18 protein-coding genes, 1 pseudogene and 1 other annotated feature are annotated in these 17,091 nt (G+C 38.3%); of the genes and pseudogenes, 1 reads left to right on the top strand and 18 read right to left on the bottom strand.

Going from position 1 to position 17,091, the window contains the following annotated elements; translation table 11 throughout:
- Positions 1–15: 15 nt before the first annotated feature.
- Both FCI53_RS02630 and safA read right to left on the bottom strand, forming a co-directional pair.
- Positions 16–987 carry a phosphotransferase gene (locus FCI53_RS02630; protein ID WP_171038032.1) on the bottom strand — a complete coding sequence of 324 codons (972 nt, stop codon included), beginning with the start codon at positions 985–987 and terminating at the stop codon, positions 16–18.
- Positions 974–2,374: a SafA/ExsA family spore coat assembly protein gene (gene safA, locus FCI53_RS22005; protein WP_138415560.1), complete on the bottom strand. Its 1,401-nt coding sequence runs from the start codon at positions 2,372–2,374 to the stop codon at positions 974–976. The genes FCI53_RS02630 and safA overlap by 14 nt, the downstream gene beginning before the upstream one ends.
- Before the next feature lie 255 nt (positions 2,375–2,629).
- Between safA and FCI53_RS02620 the strand changes: the two genes are divergently transcribed.
- Positions 2,630–3,169: a transcription repressor NadR gene (locus FCI53_RS02620; RefSeq protein ID WP_138415558.1), complete on the top strand. Its 540-nt coding sequence runs from the start codon at positions 2,630–2,632 to the stop codon at positions 3,167–3,169.
- Positions 3,170–3,507: 338 nt separating this feature from the next.
- Here FCI53_RS02620 and pheA read toward each other — a convergent pair whose 3' ends face one another.
- The 16 genes and pseudogenes from pheA to FCI53_RS02540 form a co-directional block, all read right to left on the bottom strand.
- Positions 3,508–4,383 (bottom strand): prephenate dehydratase, encoded by an 876-nt coding sequence (gene pheA / locus FCI53_RS02615; RefSeq protein WP_138415556.1) that lies wholly within the window; start codon positions 4,381–4,383, stop codon positions 3,508–3,510.
- A gap of 16 nt (positions 4,384–4,399) precedes the next feature.
- Positions 4,400–4,849 (bottom strand): ACT domain-containing protein, encoded by a 450-nt coding sequence (locus FCI53_RS02610; protein ID WP_138415554.1) that lies wholly within the window; start codon positions 4,847–4,849, stop codon positions 4,400–4,402.
- Between the two features lie 36 nt (positions 4,850–4,885).
- A complete protein-coding gene (obgE, locus tag FCI53_RS02605) occupies positions 4,886–6,166 on the bottom strand; it encodes a GTPase ObgE (RefSeq protein ID WP_138415552.1) in 1,281 nt (426 codons plus the stop codon).
- Positions 6,167–6,182: 16 nt separating this feature from the next.
- A complete protein-coding gene (locus FCI53_RS02600; RefSeq protein WP_138415550.1) occupies positions 6,183–6,716 on the bottom strand; it encodes a Spo0B domain-containing protein in 534 nt (177 codons plus the stop codon).
- A gap of 863 nt (positions 6,717–7,579) precedes the next feature.
- Positions 7,580–7,870, bottom strand: coding sequence for a 50S ribosomal protein L27 (gene rpmA, locus FCI53_RS02595; protein ID WP_077621370.1), 291 nt, complete (start codon positions 7,868–7,870; stop codon positions 7,580–7,582).
- A gap of 14 nt (positions 7,871–7,884) precedes the next feature.
- Positions 7,885–8,214, bottom strand: coding sequence for a ribosomal-processing cysteine protease Prp (locus tag FCI53_RS02590; protein ID WP_138415548.1), 330 nt, complete (start codon positions 8,212–8,214; stop codon positions 7,885–7,887).
- A gap of 11 nt (positions 8,215–8,225) precedes the next feature.
- Complete coding sequence (rplU, locus tag FCI53_RS02585; RefSeq protein ID WP_138415546.1) at positions 8,226–8,534, bottom strand: 50S ribosomal protein L21; 309 nt, start codon at positions 8,532–8,534, stop codon at positions 8,226–8,228.
- Positions 8,535–8,547: 13 nt separating this feature from the next.
- Positions 8,548–8,620 (bottom strand) — a sequence feature (ribosomal protein L21 leader region).
- A gap of 36 nt (positions 8,621–8,656) precedes the next feature.
- Entirely contained in the window at positions 8,657–10,117 is a 1,461-nt protein-coding gene (locus FCI53_RS02580) for a ribonuclease E/G (protein WP_138415544.1), read from the bottom strand.
- Between the two features lie 624 nt (positions 10,118–10,741).
- Entirely contained in the window at positions 10,742–11,614 is an 873-nt protein-coding gene (locus FCI53_RS02575; RefSeq protein WP_138415542.1) for a M50 family metallopeptidase, read from the bottom strand.
- Positions 11,601–12,380, bottom strand: coding sequence for a peptidoglycan DD-metalloendopeptidase family protein (locus FCI53_RS02570; RefSeq protein ID WP_171038031.1), 780 nt, complete (start codon positions 12,378–12,380; stop codon positions 11,601–11,603). The genes FCI53_RS02575 and FCI53_RS02570 overlap by 14 nt, the downstream gene beginning before the upstream one ends.
- A 279-nt stretch (positions 12,381–12,659) precedes the next feature.
- On the bottom strand, positions 12,660–13,457 hold the full coding sequence (gene minD, locus FCI53_RS02565) for a septum site-determining protein MinD (protein WP_138415538.1): 798 nt from the start codon (positions 13,455–13,457) through the stop codon (positions 12,660–12,662).
- Positions 13,450–14,136, bottom strand: a complete 687-nt coding sequence (gene minC / locus FCI53_RS02560) for a septum site-determining protein MinC (protein ID WP_281279496.1) — start codon at positions 14,134–14,136, stop codon at positions 13,450–13,452. Before minC ends, minD begins: the two co-directional genes overlap by 8 nt.
- A 31-nt stretch (positions 14,137–14,167) precedes the next feature.
- Positions 14,168–14,704, bottom strand: coding sequence for a rod shape-determining protein MreD (gene mreD, locus FCI53_RS02555; RefSeq protein ID WP_171038030.1), 537 nt, complete (start codon positions 14,702–14,704; stop codon positions 14,168–14,170).
- Positions 14,704–15,588, bottom strand: a complete 885-nt coding sequence (gene mreC / locus FCI53_RS02550) for a rod shape-determining protein MreC (protein WP_138415533.1) — start codon at positions 15,586–15,588, stop codon at positions 14,704–14,706. The genes mreD and mreC overlap by 1 nt, the downstream gene beginning before the upstream one ends.
- A gap of 13 nt (positions 15,589–15,601) precedes the next feature.
- Positions 15,602–16,642, bottom strand: coding sequence for a rod shape-determining protein (locus tag FCI53_RS02545; protein ID WP_138415531.1), 1,041 nt, complete (start codon positions 16,640–16,642; stop codon positions 15,602–15,604).
- Positions 16,643–16,886: 244 nt separating this feature from the next.
- Positions 16,887–17,090, bottom strand: a pseudogene (locus FCI53_RS02540) (JAB domain-containing protein); the annotation flags it as partial.
- Position 17,091 lies beyond the last annotated feature (1 nt).

Raw genomic sequence — 17,091 nt, 5'->3', positions numbered from 1 at the left:
TCCAATAAATTACCATTATGTTAGCATATCTTTTACTTGTTCTACAAATTGAAGCCGTTTCTCCCATTCCTTTTCCAATTGTTGCAAGTAGGCAACATATTGGGCTTCTGTTGGTTGTCGCAAAGTAAAATTCCACCACTCCCGAATGAAATCGGATGGGATCGTCAACCCTGTCAACCATATAGGTTGAACTGACTGATCTAACCAAGAAAATGAACGTAGTAGATGCTCTAGATCCCAATCTAAATAAGGTAAAAAACGTTGACCTAATTGAATATAATCATATAGGTGCGGCGCCAAAGAAACTAAATCAAAATCAATCAGATGCACATCACCATTTCGATCACGAATAAAATTATGGGCAGCAACATCACCATGAATCCATTGCCAATTTTGCACACTGACCTTTTCGATTTCTCCCCAATCATAGCTGGCAAAAGAGGCAAGTCGTTCTTGACTAACAGAAAAGACGTCATCATATAATTGTTTAAAACCATACTTTTTCATAATGCCTTTTGTTTGCTGTAATTTCTGCAAGCGATGACCCCATTTTATATAAAGCGGGAGTTTTAATAAAGGTTGTTCTATTTGACAGCCTGTCGTTAGCTGATGAAATTCTCGAACTACTCCAAGTGCATCTTCACGGTCCTGTTCCTGTTCAAAATGCAATAAATCCCCATCAATATAAGGAATCAACGTCCAGTATAAGCCAAACCCTTGTAAGATTATTTGATTGTTAGTAAATGGAACATAATTATATACAAATGGAATGTCGAGTTTTTCAAAAAATTGTTGTTGTTGACGAACAAACGAAAAAGATTGATTTCCTTTTACAATATAAGATTCTTGTTCTTCTGTTTCAATATAAAACACGAACGGTTTTAGCCTTTTCATCGACCTGACGCTTAATGTCCCCTCTGACCGTAAAAATGAAGAGAGACGATCCATGTTAGAATCGCCTCTACCTAATGATTTATTGGCTGTCATCCTCATCATCTTCCGCCCGATTATAAGGTACTTGACCGTGTGGAAATGGTGGAGTTCCTTGACCAGCTTGGAATCCACTTGGTAGCTGATGTCCCATATAAGGTGGGATTCCTTGCTGTCCCATTGGTTGAATTGGATATGGCATTGGTTGATCATTAGGTCCCATAAACCCTTGCTGTCCCCCTGGATAATTAGATGTATAGCCTGGTTGCACTGCCCCGTATCCTGGATAAGGCGTTGGCGTATACCCTTGTGGCATTGTTGGGTAACCACCATGTACCTGCATGTTACTTGGGCCATAACTAGGTGACTGCGGTGCACAATCATACGGAGAACCTTGATAAACACCTGCTAAATGTTCCGGCATCTCTGGCATATCCATACTACTAGATGATTCCATTAAATCTTGGTGATGGAATGGTACATTTGTATTTGTTGGTCCTTCATAAGGTTGTGCATAGTATGGTTGGTGCTGTACATGGTCCGAGCTTACTACTCCATGCTTAGCAACATGATGGTGTGGTTTGATTGCATAAGGTACATGACTCATCACTTTCTTCCCACAACATGGAGATTTTTTTGAATAGTAATGAACTGGCATCACTTGTGGCTGAGGTTGAATTGGCATTTGCATCATCGGTTGACTTGGCATAACCATTGGTGGTTGTTGGTAAGATGGTGCAGTTGGCTGCGGCTGCTGTTGGATTGGTTGTTGTTGTGTTGGTTCTGGCATTTGTGGCGGTTGTTCCTTATCGGCCACTTGTTCAACTTCAACATGTTGTTCAACTTCTTGATTGACCTTCTCTTTTTCAAACGTTGGCGCTTTTGGAATATTCACAGACGGTTTGCCATAATCCTTATCCATCATTGGCATTTTAGGTAAATCAATCGGCTGCATCGGAAATTTACCTGTGTCTATCTTTTTATGATCGTCCTCTTTCATCACAGGTTTTGGTTTTTCAGACGTATCTTTAAATGGCTGCTTAGTTGCTTTACCTTTTAAATCAGTCAGATCCTTTTTATCTTGGGACTCCAATTTATCTTTTATATCCTTTTTGTCTTTTTTGTCTTTGCTTCCTTCTTTTTCTTTCTTATCCTTTTTATCTTTCTTGTCTAGTGATTCCATTTTTTCTTTCTTATCCTTTTTATTTTTCTTGTCTAGTGATTCCATTTTTTCTTTCTTACTAGTATCTTTTTTCTTTTTATCTGACATCTGTTCTTTCTTCACTTGTTTAGTTGACGTAGGTACTTTTATTTTCATTCCTGGCATAATCATATCTGGATTTGATAATTGGCTATTCATTTGTTGCAATTCTTCAAAATCTACGCCGTATTTTTGAGCAATTTTCCATAATGTTTCACCACTTTGCACGACATGAATTTTCACCGCTGAAACTCCCTTCTATAATAAAATAACTCTTTATCTAAAAACCTTATAGAACAATTCAATAACAACATATGCGAATTACCCAAAATGTTGATTGATTTTTTGTTGGATAAGCTATATTTTTGACGGTTTATAAAGTGAATTTCGATTGATTAGGTGTCTTTCTTTAAGGACAGAAGGAAGTGATGGAAAAAATCATTAAAATATGTAACGATAAGAATAAGTCCATTACTATGAAAGAAAGGGTACGAATAGATGAAAAATAATAAGATATTAGGAAAAGAAAGAAGAAATTTAATTCTAAATGCTCTTAAAGAAACAGATGAGCCAATTACTGGAACGAAACTAGCGGAACAAATGAATGTAAGCCGACAAGTAATTGTCCAAGATATTTCATTACTAAAAGCAAAAAATGAGCCAATTATCGCAACAAGCCAAGGGTATATCTATTTACATAATAATAATGAAACAACCAAATATGAGCGCATTATTGTATGTTCCCATAAGCCTGAACAAACGCGTTACGAGTTACAGCTTATTGTCGACCAAGGAGTAACAGTGAAAAATGTGTTCATTGAGCATCCTATCTATGGAGATTTAAAAGCATCGATCATGGTAAGCAATCGAAGGGAAGTAGATCAGTTTATTAAAAAAGTAGAAGAGACAGCAGCTCCCTATTTATTGCAATTAAAAGATGATGGCGCACACCTTCATACTTTAGAGGCTGATTCAGAGGAAAAATTACAACTAGCGTGTCAAGCGTTGGATGAGGCTGGTTATTTGATTGAAGGGTAAGATATTCATATAGAAACATTTTAGGCAACTACAATGCCAAAGTTCTTGTCGGTATCGTCTTTTTCTTACGCAAGTGAGACCCTTTTATGCTTAACCGCGTATATTTAGAGGCTTTTCTTACGCGGTTATGCTCTTTTTTCTCACGATTTCGTATTTTCCATGCATCTCTATACTAGTAAGGTTAGCAATTGTTTACTTGTTACAAATAATACAGCTTATGTGCAGCAAGAACAATCTCTTTAAAAAAAGCAATACTCATAGGCTTAGCTTTTCTTTGCAGTTTGGAGTGCAGTTTATTCCTCATAAATAAAAGCTGCCCAGCGCCGGGCAGCTTTTTTCTATGAATGAATTTTAATTGCGTCATAGGCGTAATATGGATAACTTCCTAACACATAAACACCACACCCTAATGACTCCAATTCCGTAATCGCATTTGGAATGAGGACACCATCCATTTTTTCTTCCACGTCAATTAAAAAGAAATATTGACCCAAACCAGTTTTCATTGGACGCGACTCAATCTTAGATAAGTTTAATTTACGCCATGCAAAAACAGATAGTACTTGATGCAAAGCACCGGCTTGATCTTCCCCAAGTGTTACCATTAATGTAGTTTTATCTCCTCTTTTGTCCATTTTCCTTGAATAAAGAGGCGTTTCCTGTTTGTGCAACACAACAAAACGAGTATGGTTGTTATCAAAATCATGAATGTCTTCCTGTACAATTTCTAATCCATACTCTTGTGCTGCCAGATGATTTGCAATCGCACCAACCTTTAAATTTGGATTGTCACTCACATATTTCGCAGCAGCACCAGTGGAAGACATGTAAGAAGCTTGAACATGTTTCATATCCGAATGTAAAAATCGATGACATTGAGCGATGGCGTGAGAATGTGAATAAATGATATCCAAGTCACGCCATTTATCAAGATTGGCTGGATGTACCATTAAATGCTGACGAATCGGTACGACAATTTCACTAATAATTTGGAGTGATCTTTTTTTAAACAAATAATCAATTGTTAAATTTACTGATCCCTCTAGAGCATTTTCTAAAGGGACGACTCCATATTCTATTTCACCATTCTCAACAGCATCCATGCACTCTGGAATGTTCTGATAGCTTTCTTTTTCATCTCCATTAAACAATGCATCTACTGCAATCTTCGTAAACGTCCCCCTAGGTCCTAGATAACCTATTTTCTTACTCACAGTCTTTTCCCCCTGTCTAAGCACCTGAACTTAAAATTTCTACTTTATCGATGAAGTCTAACCGTTTTAAATCTTGTAGTAATGTTCCTATATTAACATGCATTGCTGACGTATTTAAGGAAATGGTTACATTTGCTTTTCCTTGTAATGGGATTGTTTGATGGATCGTTAAAATATTACCCCCTGCTTGTGCAACGGTATTTAACAGATTTGATAATGTTCCTGTTCGATCTTCTAAATGGAAGAACAGGGTGATCATTCTCTCTTTTACCATTGCTTGAAAAGGAAAAACAGCATCTCGATATTTATAAAAAGCACTTCGAGAGAGATCTACTTGATTGGCGGCATCGTGAATCGACTCTGCCTTACCGCTCTCTAATAATTCTTTGGCCTCAATTGTTTTTTTCATCGATTCTGGTAACATATCGCTTCGAACTAGATAAAATTTCTCCTCTTTATCTGCCATCTACATACCCCTTTGTCGCTATTGCACTCGTGTCCATTAATCCATGAATTCAAACTCATAATCCATTAATCGAACGGTGTCTCCATCTTTTGCTCCTCGTTCTCTCAATGCTTCATCTACACCCATACCACGCATTTGTCGGGAAAAGCGTTGAATTGCTTCGTCCCGTGTAAAGTCCGTCATTTTAAATAATGTCTCAATCCGTTCACCAGACAACACAAATGCCCCGTCGTCATCTCGACTGATTGTAAATGGTTCTTGCTCTTGATAGTGACGGTAAATCACTCGTTCATCTTTCTCTTCAAGTGGTTTCGCTTCTTTTGGAATCTCGTCCAATTTATCTGCGATTGCAAACAGCAGTTCTTTCACACCGGTACGTGCTACTGTTGATATTGGATAAATTGGATAGTCATCTGTCAGTTGTTGTTTAAATTGTTCGAGTTGTTCCTCGGCTCCAGGCATATCCATCTTGTTAGCAACAATAATCTGTGGTCGATCTTCTAACGCAATATCATACTCTTTTAACTCGTTATTGATCGTCACATAATCTTCATACGGATCACGACCCTCAGTTGTTGCCATGTCAAGCACATGAACGATCAGACGCGTTCGTTCCACATGTCGTAAAAATTGATGGCCGAGTCCAACCCCTTCATGTGCCCCTTCAATCAAGCCTGGTAGGTCAGCCATCACAAATCCACGTTGATCTTCTGTTTCGACAACACCTAGGTTAGGGGCAAGTGTTGTAAAATGGTAATCCGCAATTTTTGGCTTCGCTGCACTAACAACCGATAATAAGGTTGATTTACCAACACTTGGGAAACCAACTAAACCAACATCGGCAATCAATTTCAATTCAATTCGGATGTAGCGCTCACGTCCAGGTTCGCCATTTTCGGCAATATCTGGTGCTGGATTTCTTGGACTGACAAAGCGAATATTACCTCGACCACCACGGCCTCCTCTAGCAATGATTGCTTGTTGTTTATGCTCGGTTAAGTCCGCTATTACTTCACCAGTATCATCATCCTTTACGGTTGTACCTGGTGGAACTGGTAAAACAAGTGGATCTGAATTTTTTCCATGTTTTCCTTGACTCATCCCGTTCTCACCACGTGGCGCTTTAAAATGTTTTTGATAACGGAAATCTACTAACGTATTTAGGCCCTCGTCAACTTCAAATATGATATCGGCACCGTTTCCGCCGTCACCACCAGCAGGGCCTCCTTTTGGTACATATTTCTCGCGACGGTAGGCAACAAGTCCATTCCCACCATCACCTGCTTTCACATATACTTTAACCTGATCGACAAACATCGATTGTTCACCTCTTTTATTTACATACCCATCTTATTGTACATTGGTCCTCTGCAATAGACGAAAACGTTACTTCTAATCCGTCGATTGCTAGTAATTGTTGTTCTATGTTATTTATTTGACGAAATGCGCCAGAAAATGCAAGTTCTATTAATGCATTTGTTTGATTGTTTCCTTTAATGAACAGTTGTCCATGATAAAGTTCATATGGATCTCCAAACGAGTGAAACACATTCATTGCTTGTTGCAGTTGATTATGTAAACGATCATCATGGTCGGAAAGATCAACCGATTCTTCTTCCACTCGGTAGGTTAATCTAAAATTTTCATACTGCGTATTAAAGTTTATTACCCAAAGTGCTGTTTTGGGTATACGTAAGTTTGTAATCTTTCGCTCCTGATCCATAAGCGCGACATTTTCTTTCAACTTTTCTTGAACTTTATCCATTTTACCCATTGAAGCATATCCAAGTAATAATTGAACTTGATTCATCCAATCATGTCGATAGTGACGCAACAACTCAATCGCTTCTTCTTCAGTTATCATCATTTTCTCCCCCTAAGCAATAAGAAAATTATAGCAAAAATTTCCGAGATAGAAAAATATAGCGTTTACTTGATTGCATCGGCATCGGTGGAACAGAATAGATTGACTTACTGCACATAAGCTGTATTTTACGACATAATACTTGCAACTTCCTCTAAAAAAAGAGTGCTAAAAGTCGCTGTGGAAATACACTCCGCTTTCCTGTGGGGGGCTGGTGAGCCTCCTCATTCGTACCTCATTGCGGGGTCTCACCGATGGTTTTTAAGGATTACAGGCTAAAACCGTCCTTGTCGGACAACGCCTGTATAACCCTTGCCGGGCCTCGGGAGTCTCCGTGTATTTCCTTCGCTTATTCTAGTACTCTGAAGTTTTTTAGTGCTAAGCCTGATAAAACCATATAATACGTTACATGGCACGTTATAAAACACCATTACAGTAATTTATTTATTTTTTAATTTATAAAATATTTTATCGATCAATAACCAGAAAACTTATAACAGCGAAGGCAGAATACGGAGACTCCTTGAAAATAAAGACCAATTTTCTGCGTGCGGTGTATCGCTGCCGTAGCGTTCCTTGTCCTATGGGAAGAGCACGAGCTGAAGATCCACTTGGTAAAGTGGTTTCTTTACCAAGTTAGCTGAGGCCGTGCCCATGGAAAGCGTAGTATTCTGCCGTAGCGATGGTATATCACTTATTTCAATCAGAATGGTCGGAGAGCAAAATTACAAAGGTTATGTCGTATAATACAGCTAATATTCCACAAAAACAGCCTTTAATAACTTTTTCTATTAAAGGAACAACCAAATAAGTATTTAGTGCATAAAAAAAGAACTCTAACTCGAGGTTAGAGTTCTTTTTGTGATTTACGCTTCTTGAGCTACTGGATACACGCTCACTTTTTTGCGATCGCGTCCGTAACGTTCAAATTTAACAACACCATCAGCTTTAGCAAATAGTGTGTCGTCTCCACCACGGCCTACGTTTGCTCCTGGATAGATTTTCGTACCGCGTTGACGGTAAAGAATAGATCCACCAGTAACGAATTGACCATCAGCACGTTTGGCTCCTAGGCGTTTCGATTCAGAGTCACGGCCGTTCTTTGTACTACCTTGACCTTTTTTCTGAGAGAAAAACTGTAAATCTAGACGTAGCATTGTGTTGCACCTCCTTATTTTTCAGAGATGGATATATATTGACCATAATCGCGTTCAATTGTCTCAAGAGATACAAGCATCCCTTCTAGAAGCAATTCGGCTTTATCTCGTATAGCTTGTTCCAAATTACTTGGAAGTTCTACACGTAAATATCCACCTTCGCCACCTTGATCAATCATAGGTTCAATCTCACATAACTTTATCACTGCATTAACGGCTCCAAAGGAAACCGCTGATACACCGGCACAAACTAAATCATGTCCGTGCGGGCCACTCTCTGCATGGCCACTCAGTTCAAAAGCATCGATACTTTCATTATTGCGGTAAATACTCACCTTTATCATAAATACTACCCTTACGCGTTGATTTTTTCAATGGTAAGTTTTGTATATGGCTGACGGTGACCTTGTTTACGATGGTAATTTTTCTTTGCTTTGAATTTGACGACGTCAATTTTCTTCCCGCGACCTTGTTTTTCAACTTTAGCCGTTACGGATGCACCATCAACATATGGAGCGCCGACTTTTACATCGTCACCACCAACAAGAACAACTTTGTCAAAAGTTACAGACTCACCATTTTCACCTTCTACTTTTTCTACGAAGATTTCTTGGCCTTCTTCTACTTTGACTTGTTTTCCACCAGTTTCAATAATAGCGTACATACTTCTGCACCTCCTTAGGACTCAGACTCGCCATACAGGTGCTATGTAATAGCTTAAAAACCTGTTCTGCGCGGTTGTAGCAACGGGTGCTACGATGTTTAACAGACTAATATTACCATAGGTTAAAAAAGTTTGTCAACGCCCTGTCTATTTTTATCTGCTAGATGTTCTTGAATTAAGGCATCACTACCAGCTAACCTAATTTGATAGGAAGCCATCCCTTTTGATTTTTTCACAAACACTTCTTGATGGATCAATTGACTAACTTGTTCCATATTTACCCATTTAACAAATGCTTGATAAACACTCGGATGCATTTCAATATATATCGCCTCTGCTTGACTTCCCTGATAGCTTAACAGTTCTCTTTCTAACATAAAGGCATACGTCGCATAAGAAAAGTGAGTCTTTTTGACAGTTTGATCAAGCAAAACATAGGCTGATGTATAGGACTCTCGCTTTCTAGTCATTTCTAATAAACCTAGCTTTGTAAAACCGACAACTTCCGAACGGACGGGATCTTTTGCTAATTCTTTTTTTAGTGATTGGATAACCTGATTTTGGTCTGACTCATACTTCATATCGACAAAATCGATTACAATAATACCGGAAATATTTCGTAATCGAATTTGTTGAGCAATTTCAGTAGCTGCTTGGCGATTGGCGTGTACAACGGTTTGGTTTTTATTTGCTTTGCCAGTGTAACCACCTGTATCAACATCTATAACTGTCAATGCCTCTGTTTGTTCAATTTGTAATTCAATTCCACCTTGCATTAAGACAGAACTGTCAACCACATCAACTATTAACTGATTGAATGTTGTTGGCAAATGTTGTTCCAAATGCTTGTCCCACTCGACTACCTCTTTCACATATGGATACGCCTGTCTTATTTGATTAGCAAGTTGGGAGCGATCCACATGAATCCCTTGTATACTACTTGGTGGAAATTTTCGTACTAATTGATCTGGTACAGCTCGATCTTCAAAAATAACGATTGGTCCTGGAAGCGACTTGCTCTTCTGTTCCAACTGCTGCCACTTTTCTCGTAAATAAACACACTCTTGATAAATCGTATCAACATTATAATTTTGGGCTGCAGTGCGTATGACTGCCCCTTCCTCTTCTTGCAGGAGTGGTTCAATTTTTTGCTTTAATTGCACGCGCCTTTCTTCAGGAAGTTTTCTTGATACAGCTACCTGTCTCCCATAAGGAAGGTACACCATGGCAATACCTGGTATGGTAAGATTGGCTGTTAAACGTGCTCCCTTTTCCCCGTAAGCATCTTTTTGTACTTGGACAAGTAACTTCTGTCCTTCGGTAATAATAGATTCAATTGGCTTATGCCCTTCTTTACGTGCTTCAGGCAATTCATTACCTGGTAGAAAGCCTAACTTACTTTCTCCAAAATCAACGAACGCAGCCTGCAAGCCTTTTTCAATATTCACTACTTTTGCGACATAAATATTACCGACCTGACTTATAAGACCAGGTCGGTCGATTACCACTTCTTTTACTTTGTTTTCTTCTACCACTACTCCCAACTTCTCAGTTGGAAGTGATTGGATATAGATCGTTCGCATTGTCTTTATCCTCTTTTCATAAAACTTTGTTCATTTTGCTCATCCAATGTCGCATTTGCTGTATTATCCGACATAACTGCACATATCCATTCTTAATAAGGTTAGTTGCTGTACGGCGCTGCGGAAATACACTACGCTTTCCTGTGGGGGGGCTGGTGAGCCTCCTCGTCCGTACCTCACTGCGGGGTCCCACCGATGGTTTTTAAGGATTACAGGCTAAAACCGTCCTTGTCGGACAACGCCTGTATAACCCTTGCCGGGCCTCGGGAGTCTCCGTGTATTTCCTCCGCTGTTCGAGTGCATTTAACTTTGAAGAGTGGTTGTTTCATATGTAATTAATAATTACAATAGATTTCCCTCTGAATGATTATGTATACGCACTTATCATTAATCAGAAAACTCACACCAGCGAAGGCAGAATACGTAGACTCCTATGGGAACAGCACGAGTCGAAGATCCACTTGGTAAAGTGGCTTTCTTTACCAAGTTAGCTGAGGCCGTGCCCATGGAAAGCGGAGTATTCTGCCGCAGCGATGGTATATCACTTGTTTCAATCAGAATAGTACAGAGCAAAATTCGAAGGTTATGTCGCATAATTCAGCTTATACGACAAACCATATACCTTTAATTTCGCCAATCTCTTGCACTTGATACTTCCCCAGCGGTTGCGTAATATTGTTTCAAATTAAAATAAGCATGCAAACAATGCTTCTCTTCTACAAGATTAGAAAAACGATTATCTTTCACATAGATGGTATGCTGACAATTTCTCCGAAAACGACCAAAGATGTGTGGCAATGGTGTATGATGATCAACAACAATTGGCCGGACTTTTTTTGTAAGTAAAGGATCTCGGTGTCTTTTTAATAAAAATCGTATAAAAGTATAATACCTTCGTTTCCATTCTAGTCGATTTTCCCATAAGATAAAACCAACAAGTAAAATCGTACTTAACGTAAATGGATAAAACAATAAAAAAATAACTAGAGAAATAAAAGCGAACATTGAGGAACTGATAATCGTAAGCGAATGCGCTTGTCGATAAGGTAAAAGGGAAGAATATAGTAACATGAGCATTTTCCCCCCATCTAACGGCCAAACAGGTAACAAATTAAATATAAGAATGGTTGTGTTATATTTTAAGGCAACTGCAATAACGGATTCTGGTAATATTCCGTAAGTTGAGCAAAAAAATAACAAGCCGTAAATCCAAATATGCTGAAGTGGACCAGCAATAGCAATCAGCAGTTCTTGTTTAATCGGCTTGCTACCATGTTCATCGGTTTCCATAACACCACCGAAAACCCATAAACTAATTTTTCGAATCCTCCAATTATACCATTTGGCAACCGTATAATGACCCAACTCGTGAATAATGACAATCAAAAAAATGACCGAAATTTCCATAAAAGTACCCGTCATCATAGATATGATGATGAATACCCAAAGAATTGGATGTATATGCAATGGTGGTAAGTGTCTTCTAAGGGCGTTCATCAACTTGCATCACCTGTACTGGATCAATGTATTGGTTGTCCTTCTCAATTGCAAAAAATACTTCTTTCACATCGGTTTCAGCGGGATCAAATTCCCCTATCACTTCATTACTTGAAATAAATTGATACTGATGCACATTAATAGACGTTAGATTTCCATAAACTGTGTTACTCCGATCTTTATGTTGCACGATTACGGTTTTGTTTGTTTCAGGGAGATTCCCTGCAAAAATAACGGTCCCTTTGTCGATGGACAAGACTTTAGATGTTTCCGTTGTATTAATCATAATCCCTTGTCCATTTGCTTGAAAGCTTTGACTAACTGTTCCATTAACAGGTAGCACTAAACCTTCTGATGTGATTTGTGGGGACTGGTCAGGTGTTATAGCTAACGGCATCCCGAATTGTTGTTGATACCAGTGATTAACTGTTGCAAACGGAAATTCTTCCGTTAATGCATGACTTGTCCATTGTTTTGGTTGCTCCAACAACGGAATGTCCATTCGAACAAAAATTGCCACACTAAAAAATAAAATTCCAGCCAAAATACTCTTCATCATTAACGACGTAATGAAAGTATCCTTCATATCTGGATTAGGATTGCTGTCTTCGGTGGCAAATGGAACATAACCATGTTTCTCTTCATCTTGAGGGAAAGCAGCAGGTGAGAATTTCCATGGTACTTTCATTTGACTACTACTAAGTGATTTTTCGCGCTTGCGCTTTGCAATATTTTTGCGTACTTGTTTTACATCTCTTTTCATCATACTCACTTTCCTTCGTAATGGGATTTGTACAAGTCTATGAAGGAGAGAGAGAATATATGCGATATAGTTTCGCAACGGTTTATGAGCATCTGGTCTAGCATTAGTATAAGCAGTAAAGGCCACAAAAAATTTGGTGGACATTTATTCCACTAATAAGCTAGCATTTCAGCCAATTCTTTGTTGAGCAAGCAACTTTGCCCCATCGGCAAAAAAACACCATAAAAAAACCGCTCAGCATTAAGCTAAGCGGTTTTGAAAGATTAATAGATCGAGGAACGATTAGGAGCGCATACCAAAGAATTTTTTCACTTTGGAAAACATACCTTTCTCATTTTCAAGTGATAATAGTGGGACGGTCTCTCCTAAAATTCTTCGTGCTATATTACGATAAGCAATCGACGCTCGTGTATTTGGTTGAAAGGCGACAGGTTCACCGTGATTCGATGCTTTTATCACTTCATCATCATCGGCAACAATCCCTAATAAATCAATCGAAAGGACTTGTACAATTTCATCCACATCTAGCATATCTCCATTTTTCACCATATGATTGCGAATCCGATTGACAACTAAATGTGGTGGTTCGATGTCTTCCTTTTCTAACAAACCTATGATTCTATCTGCATCACGCACACTAGATTTTTCAGGAGTTGTTACCACAATAGCTTTGCTAGCTCCTGCAACAGCATTTTTATACCCTTGTTCGATACCAGCAGGGCAATCGATTAATATATAATCATAATCTTGTTTTAGCTCGTTAACAATTTTTTCAATACCTTCTGGAGATACTTCAGATTTATCACTTGTTTGGGCTGCCGGAAGTAAGTATAAACAATCAAAACGTTTATCTTTTATTAACGCTTGCTTCAAACCGCATCTTTCGTTCACAACATCAACGATATCGTAAATGATCCGGTTTTCAAGTCCCATGATCACATCAAGATTTCGTAAACCAATATCAGTATCGACCAAACATACTTTTTTATCTAGCAATGCTAATGCAGTACCTAAATTTGCGGTGGTGGTTGTTTTACCCACACCACCTTTACCTGATGTAATAACTATTGCTTCACCCATTTAAAATTCTCCTTTCAAACCCGTTTAAATCCGGTCGTTTTTGCGAAAGAACTTGAAGACGATCGATGACTATTTTGGATTTTTCTTCATCTACCAGACCACATTCCATGTAAATGCCTTCTGATTCATAATCAGGTGACCTACTAATGAAGTCCGCAATTCTTAATTGGCTTGGACTCATATAAGATGCTGCAATCACTGCTTCACGATTACCGTTCACTCCAGCATGGGCAACACCTCTTAAACTACCTAGCACAAAAATATTGCCACTGGCAGCGATTTTGCCTCCTGGATTCACATCACCAATTAACAATAAATCACCTTTCACTTCCACTACTTGTCCCGATCGAATAATCCTTGTAATCGTTTTTATGTCGGTTTCTTCTTTCCATTCAAGTGCTTCGTTTTTGGAGATGACATTCGACTCAATTGAATCGACGACTAGTTTATTTTTACTTCGGATGACTTCACGAAGTTGTTCTTCTTGTTCTTTATGTAAATAGCGGTTACCAAGTTGAATCGTAACCGTAATCATTGGTTCATCTTTATCAACACTATTGGTCGATAAAACATGATCCAATTCGTGAAGGAGCTCTTGGAATGAACATGTGTCATCCATATATAACGTGAGACCCTCACGAGTGCCTTTAATCGTTACGAGTTGCTTGTTGCCTATCACGATAGGTTCACCCCAATATTTATTTTCTGTACTAACTAGATTTGGCCTTTTCATCGCGCTCTATCGACCATTGGATTAATTTCCTATTTATCGGATAAATAAGGAACAGAAACAATCCGTTTGCAATTAAGGTTGGGAGTAAACGAGTAGATGCATATGCTTCCCATGAAATCGAATCTGCTCCGATAAATAAATATACGGTAAATATGAAAAAGTCAGCTAAACTAATTCCTATAACGGTATATAACAAGACAACGAACAAGTTAAGATGCAATAATTTTTTCATCCCATGAATAATATAAACAACCAAAGCATAAGAAAACATATAAACACCTAATACATTCGTGTAAACAATATCAATTAACATCCCGAAAATAATCGCATATAAAACGGAAAAATAAGTATTTTCAAAATCATAAAAAACAGCAATCATGAGTAAAAATACTAATAACCAATGTGGAATAATAATCCATTGTTCTGAAAAGATACGTTGTGGTAAAAAATCAAGCGCTACACCTTCAATCACTAATAAAAGTAACAAGAAAAGAGGAAGGTATATACGTGCCATTATTCTTCCTCCCCTGCTTGGGTATTTCCATTGTCTTCTGGCATAGCGGCTGATCGATCAACAACGATGACGTGATTCATATTATAAAGATCAGCAGATGGTTCTACATATGCTACTTGCGTTAACCCATACTTTCCTGGGGTTACTTCTTTTATTGTACCTATTTTTAGGCCTTTTGGAAACACCCCACCCATTCCTGATGAAAAAACTAACTCACCCTCAGACACATCTGTTTGGGATTGATTCAACTCTAATAATAGTGCCTCTTCATCCTCATCATATCCCACAATAAAGCCTGTCATATCTTCCTCATCATCAGTCAAGTCAATATTAACAGAGATACGATTCGAACGATCAAATCCATTTAACAGTAAAACAGTTGAGGTGAACTGTGAACGCGATTGAATCTTTCCTATCATTCCATCGCCTGTAATTACTGCCATGTTAGGTTCCACTCCATGTTGTTTTCCCTTATTAATTTTAACCATTTTAAACCATTGTTCAGGACTACGTGCAATAACCGATGCTTGAATCGGCTCGAAATCGGTAATCGATTCTGTTTTATTTAATGTTGTTTGTAATTCTTCATTTTCTTGTCTTAACTCCTGTACCTCATAAAGGACATTTTTATACTGAGAAAGTCTTGCTTTTAAAATTTGGTTTTCGTCATATACATTTCTCATCTCTTCGATATTTGCAATTAAACTTGTTGTAAACTGCACAGGTACTTGAATGGTATTTTGCACCCAACCAACTGTATCATGTAAAAATTGCTCAAAAGTGGATAATTCATCGCGATCACGTAATGAAAAACCAATTAGTCCAACAAGTATAATAAATCCGACTAGAATAATAAAAAGACGTTTTCTGCGAAAAAAAGACATAACTTACACCTACTTATTCCGATCTGGAACGAGTGGATACATTTGGATGGGAACGAAAATGCTGAATATATTCAATCGACTTTCCTGTTCCAATCGCAACACTATCAAGCGGTTCTTCTGCAACAAATACAGGCATTTTCGTTTCATCACTTAATACTGTATCTAAATTCTTTAATAATGCTCCTCCACCTGACAACACAATTCCACGATCCATAATATCCGCTGATAATTCTGGTGGCGTTTTTTCTAACGTTGTTTTCACTGCTTCTACAATTGCTTCAACCGTATCCTGTAACGAGTTGGTAATTTCTTTAGCAGTAATTGTAATTGTTTGCGGAAGACCAGTGATTAAATCTCTCCCTCGTATATCCATTTCTTCATTTTCTGTTGGCGTCGTCGCCGAACCTATATCCATTTTAATCGATTCTGCAGATCTTTCGCCAATCATAAGATTATAGTTCTTTCTTACATACTGAATAATCGCTTCATCCATGTCATCTCCAGCTATACGGATCGAGCGACTTGTAACAATCCCTCCAAGCGAAATAACAGCCACTTCGGTTGTACCTCCACCAATATCAACAATCATACTACCTGTTGGTTCCCATACAGGCAGTCCCGCTCCAATGGCTGCTGCAAATGGCTCAGCGATTGGAAAAGCATCTTTGGCGCCAGCTTGTTTGGTTGCATCAATGACCGCTCGTTCTTCAACCATGGTGATCCCTGATGGAACACAAACCATCACATTTGGTTTTCTCGCAAAAGCGGAACGTTTCATTTGCGCTTGCTTAATATAGTATTTCATCATTACTGCAGTTGTATCATAATCTGCAATGACACCGTCTTTCATTGGTCGAATCACAGAAATATTTCCAGGTGTGCGTCCAATCATATTTCTTGCATCACTACCCACCGCTTCAATATCCCCTGTTGACATATTTTTAGCAACAACAGATGGTTCGCGTACAACGATCCCTTTTCCTTTTATATATACAAGGGTATTTGCCGTACCCAAATCAATCCCTAAATCTTGCGAAAAGCTAAATCGTCCCAACTTAATCTCCCTCTCTAAAAAAACTCTTTTATTTACCGTTATATGTACGTTTTACTACATCTATACCATTCATTACATGCAATTAATCCCAAAAACACTTCTCGAACTATGAAGAAAAGAATGATGTAACAACCTGTAATAATAAGGACAAGAAGCGCCAATTACAAGCAATTCTTGTAAATTGGCGCTGATTAGAAAAAATTGTCTATTTTATTATACGAGAAAAATACAAAAATGAATAGTACTATAAGTACCCTTTTTCTTTAAGTGATATAAATTTATGATCCCCAATCACCAAATGATCTAATAACTCAATCCCAATCATTTTACCACACTCAGACAAACGTCTCGTAACATGAATATCTTCTTGGGATGGTGCTGGGTCGCCAGAAGGGTGATTATGGGCACAAATGATTGAGGCTGCAGAACGTTTCACTGCTTCGCGGTAG

It is taken from the genome of Aquibacillus sediminis (assembly GCF_005870085.1).
GTDB classification, from domain to species: Bacteria; Bacillota; Bacilli; order Bacillales; family Amphibacillaceae; genus Aquibacillus_E; species Aquibacillus_E sediminis.
The sequence above is the reverse complement of the archived record's forward strand: the minus strand, read 5'-3'. Positions and strand labels throughout refer to the sequence as shown.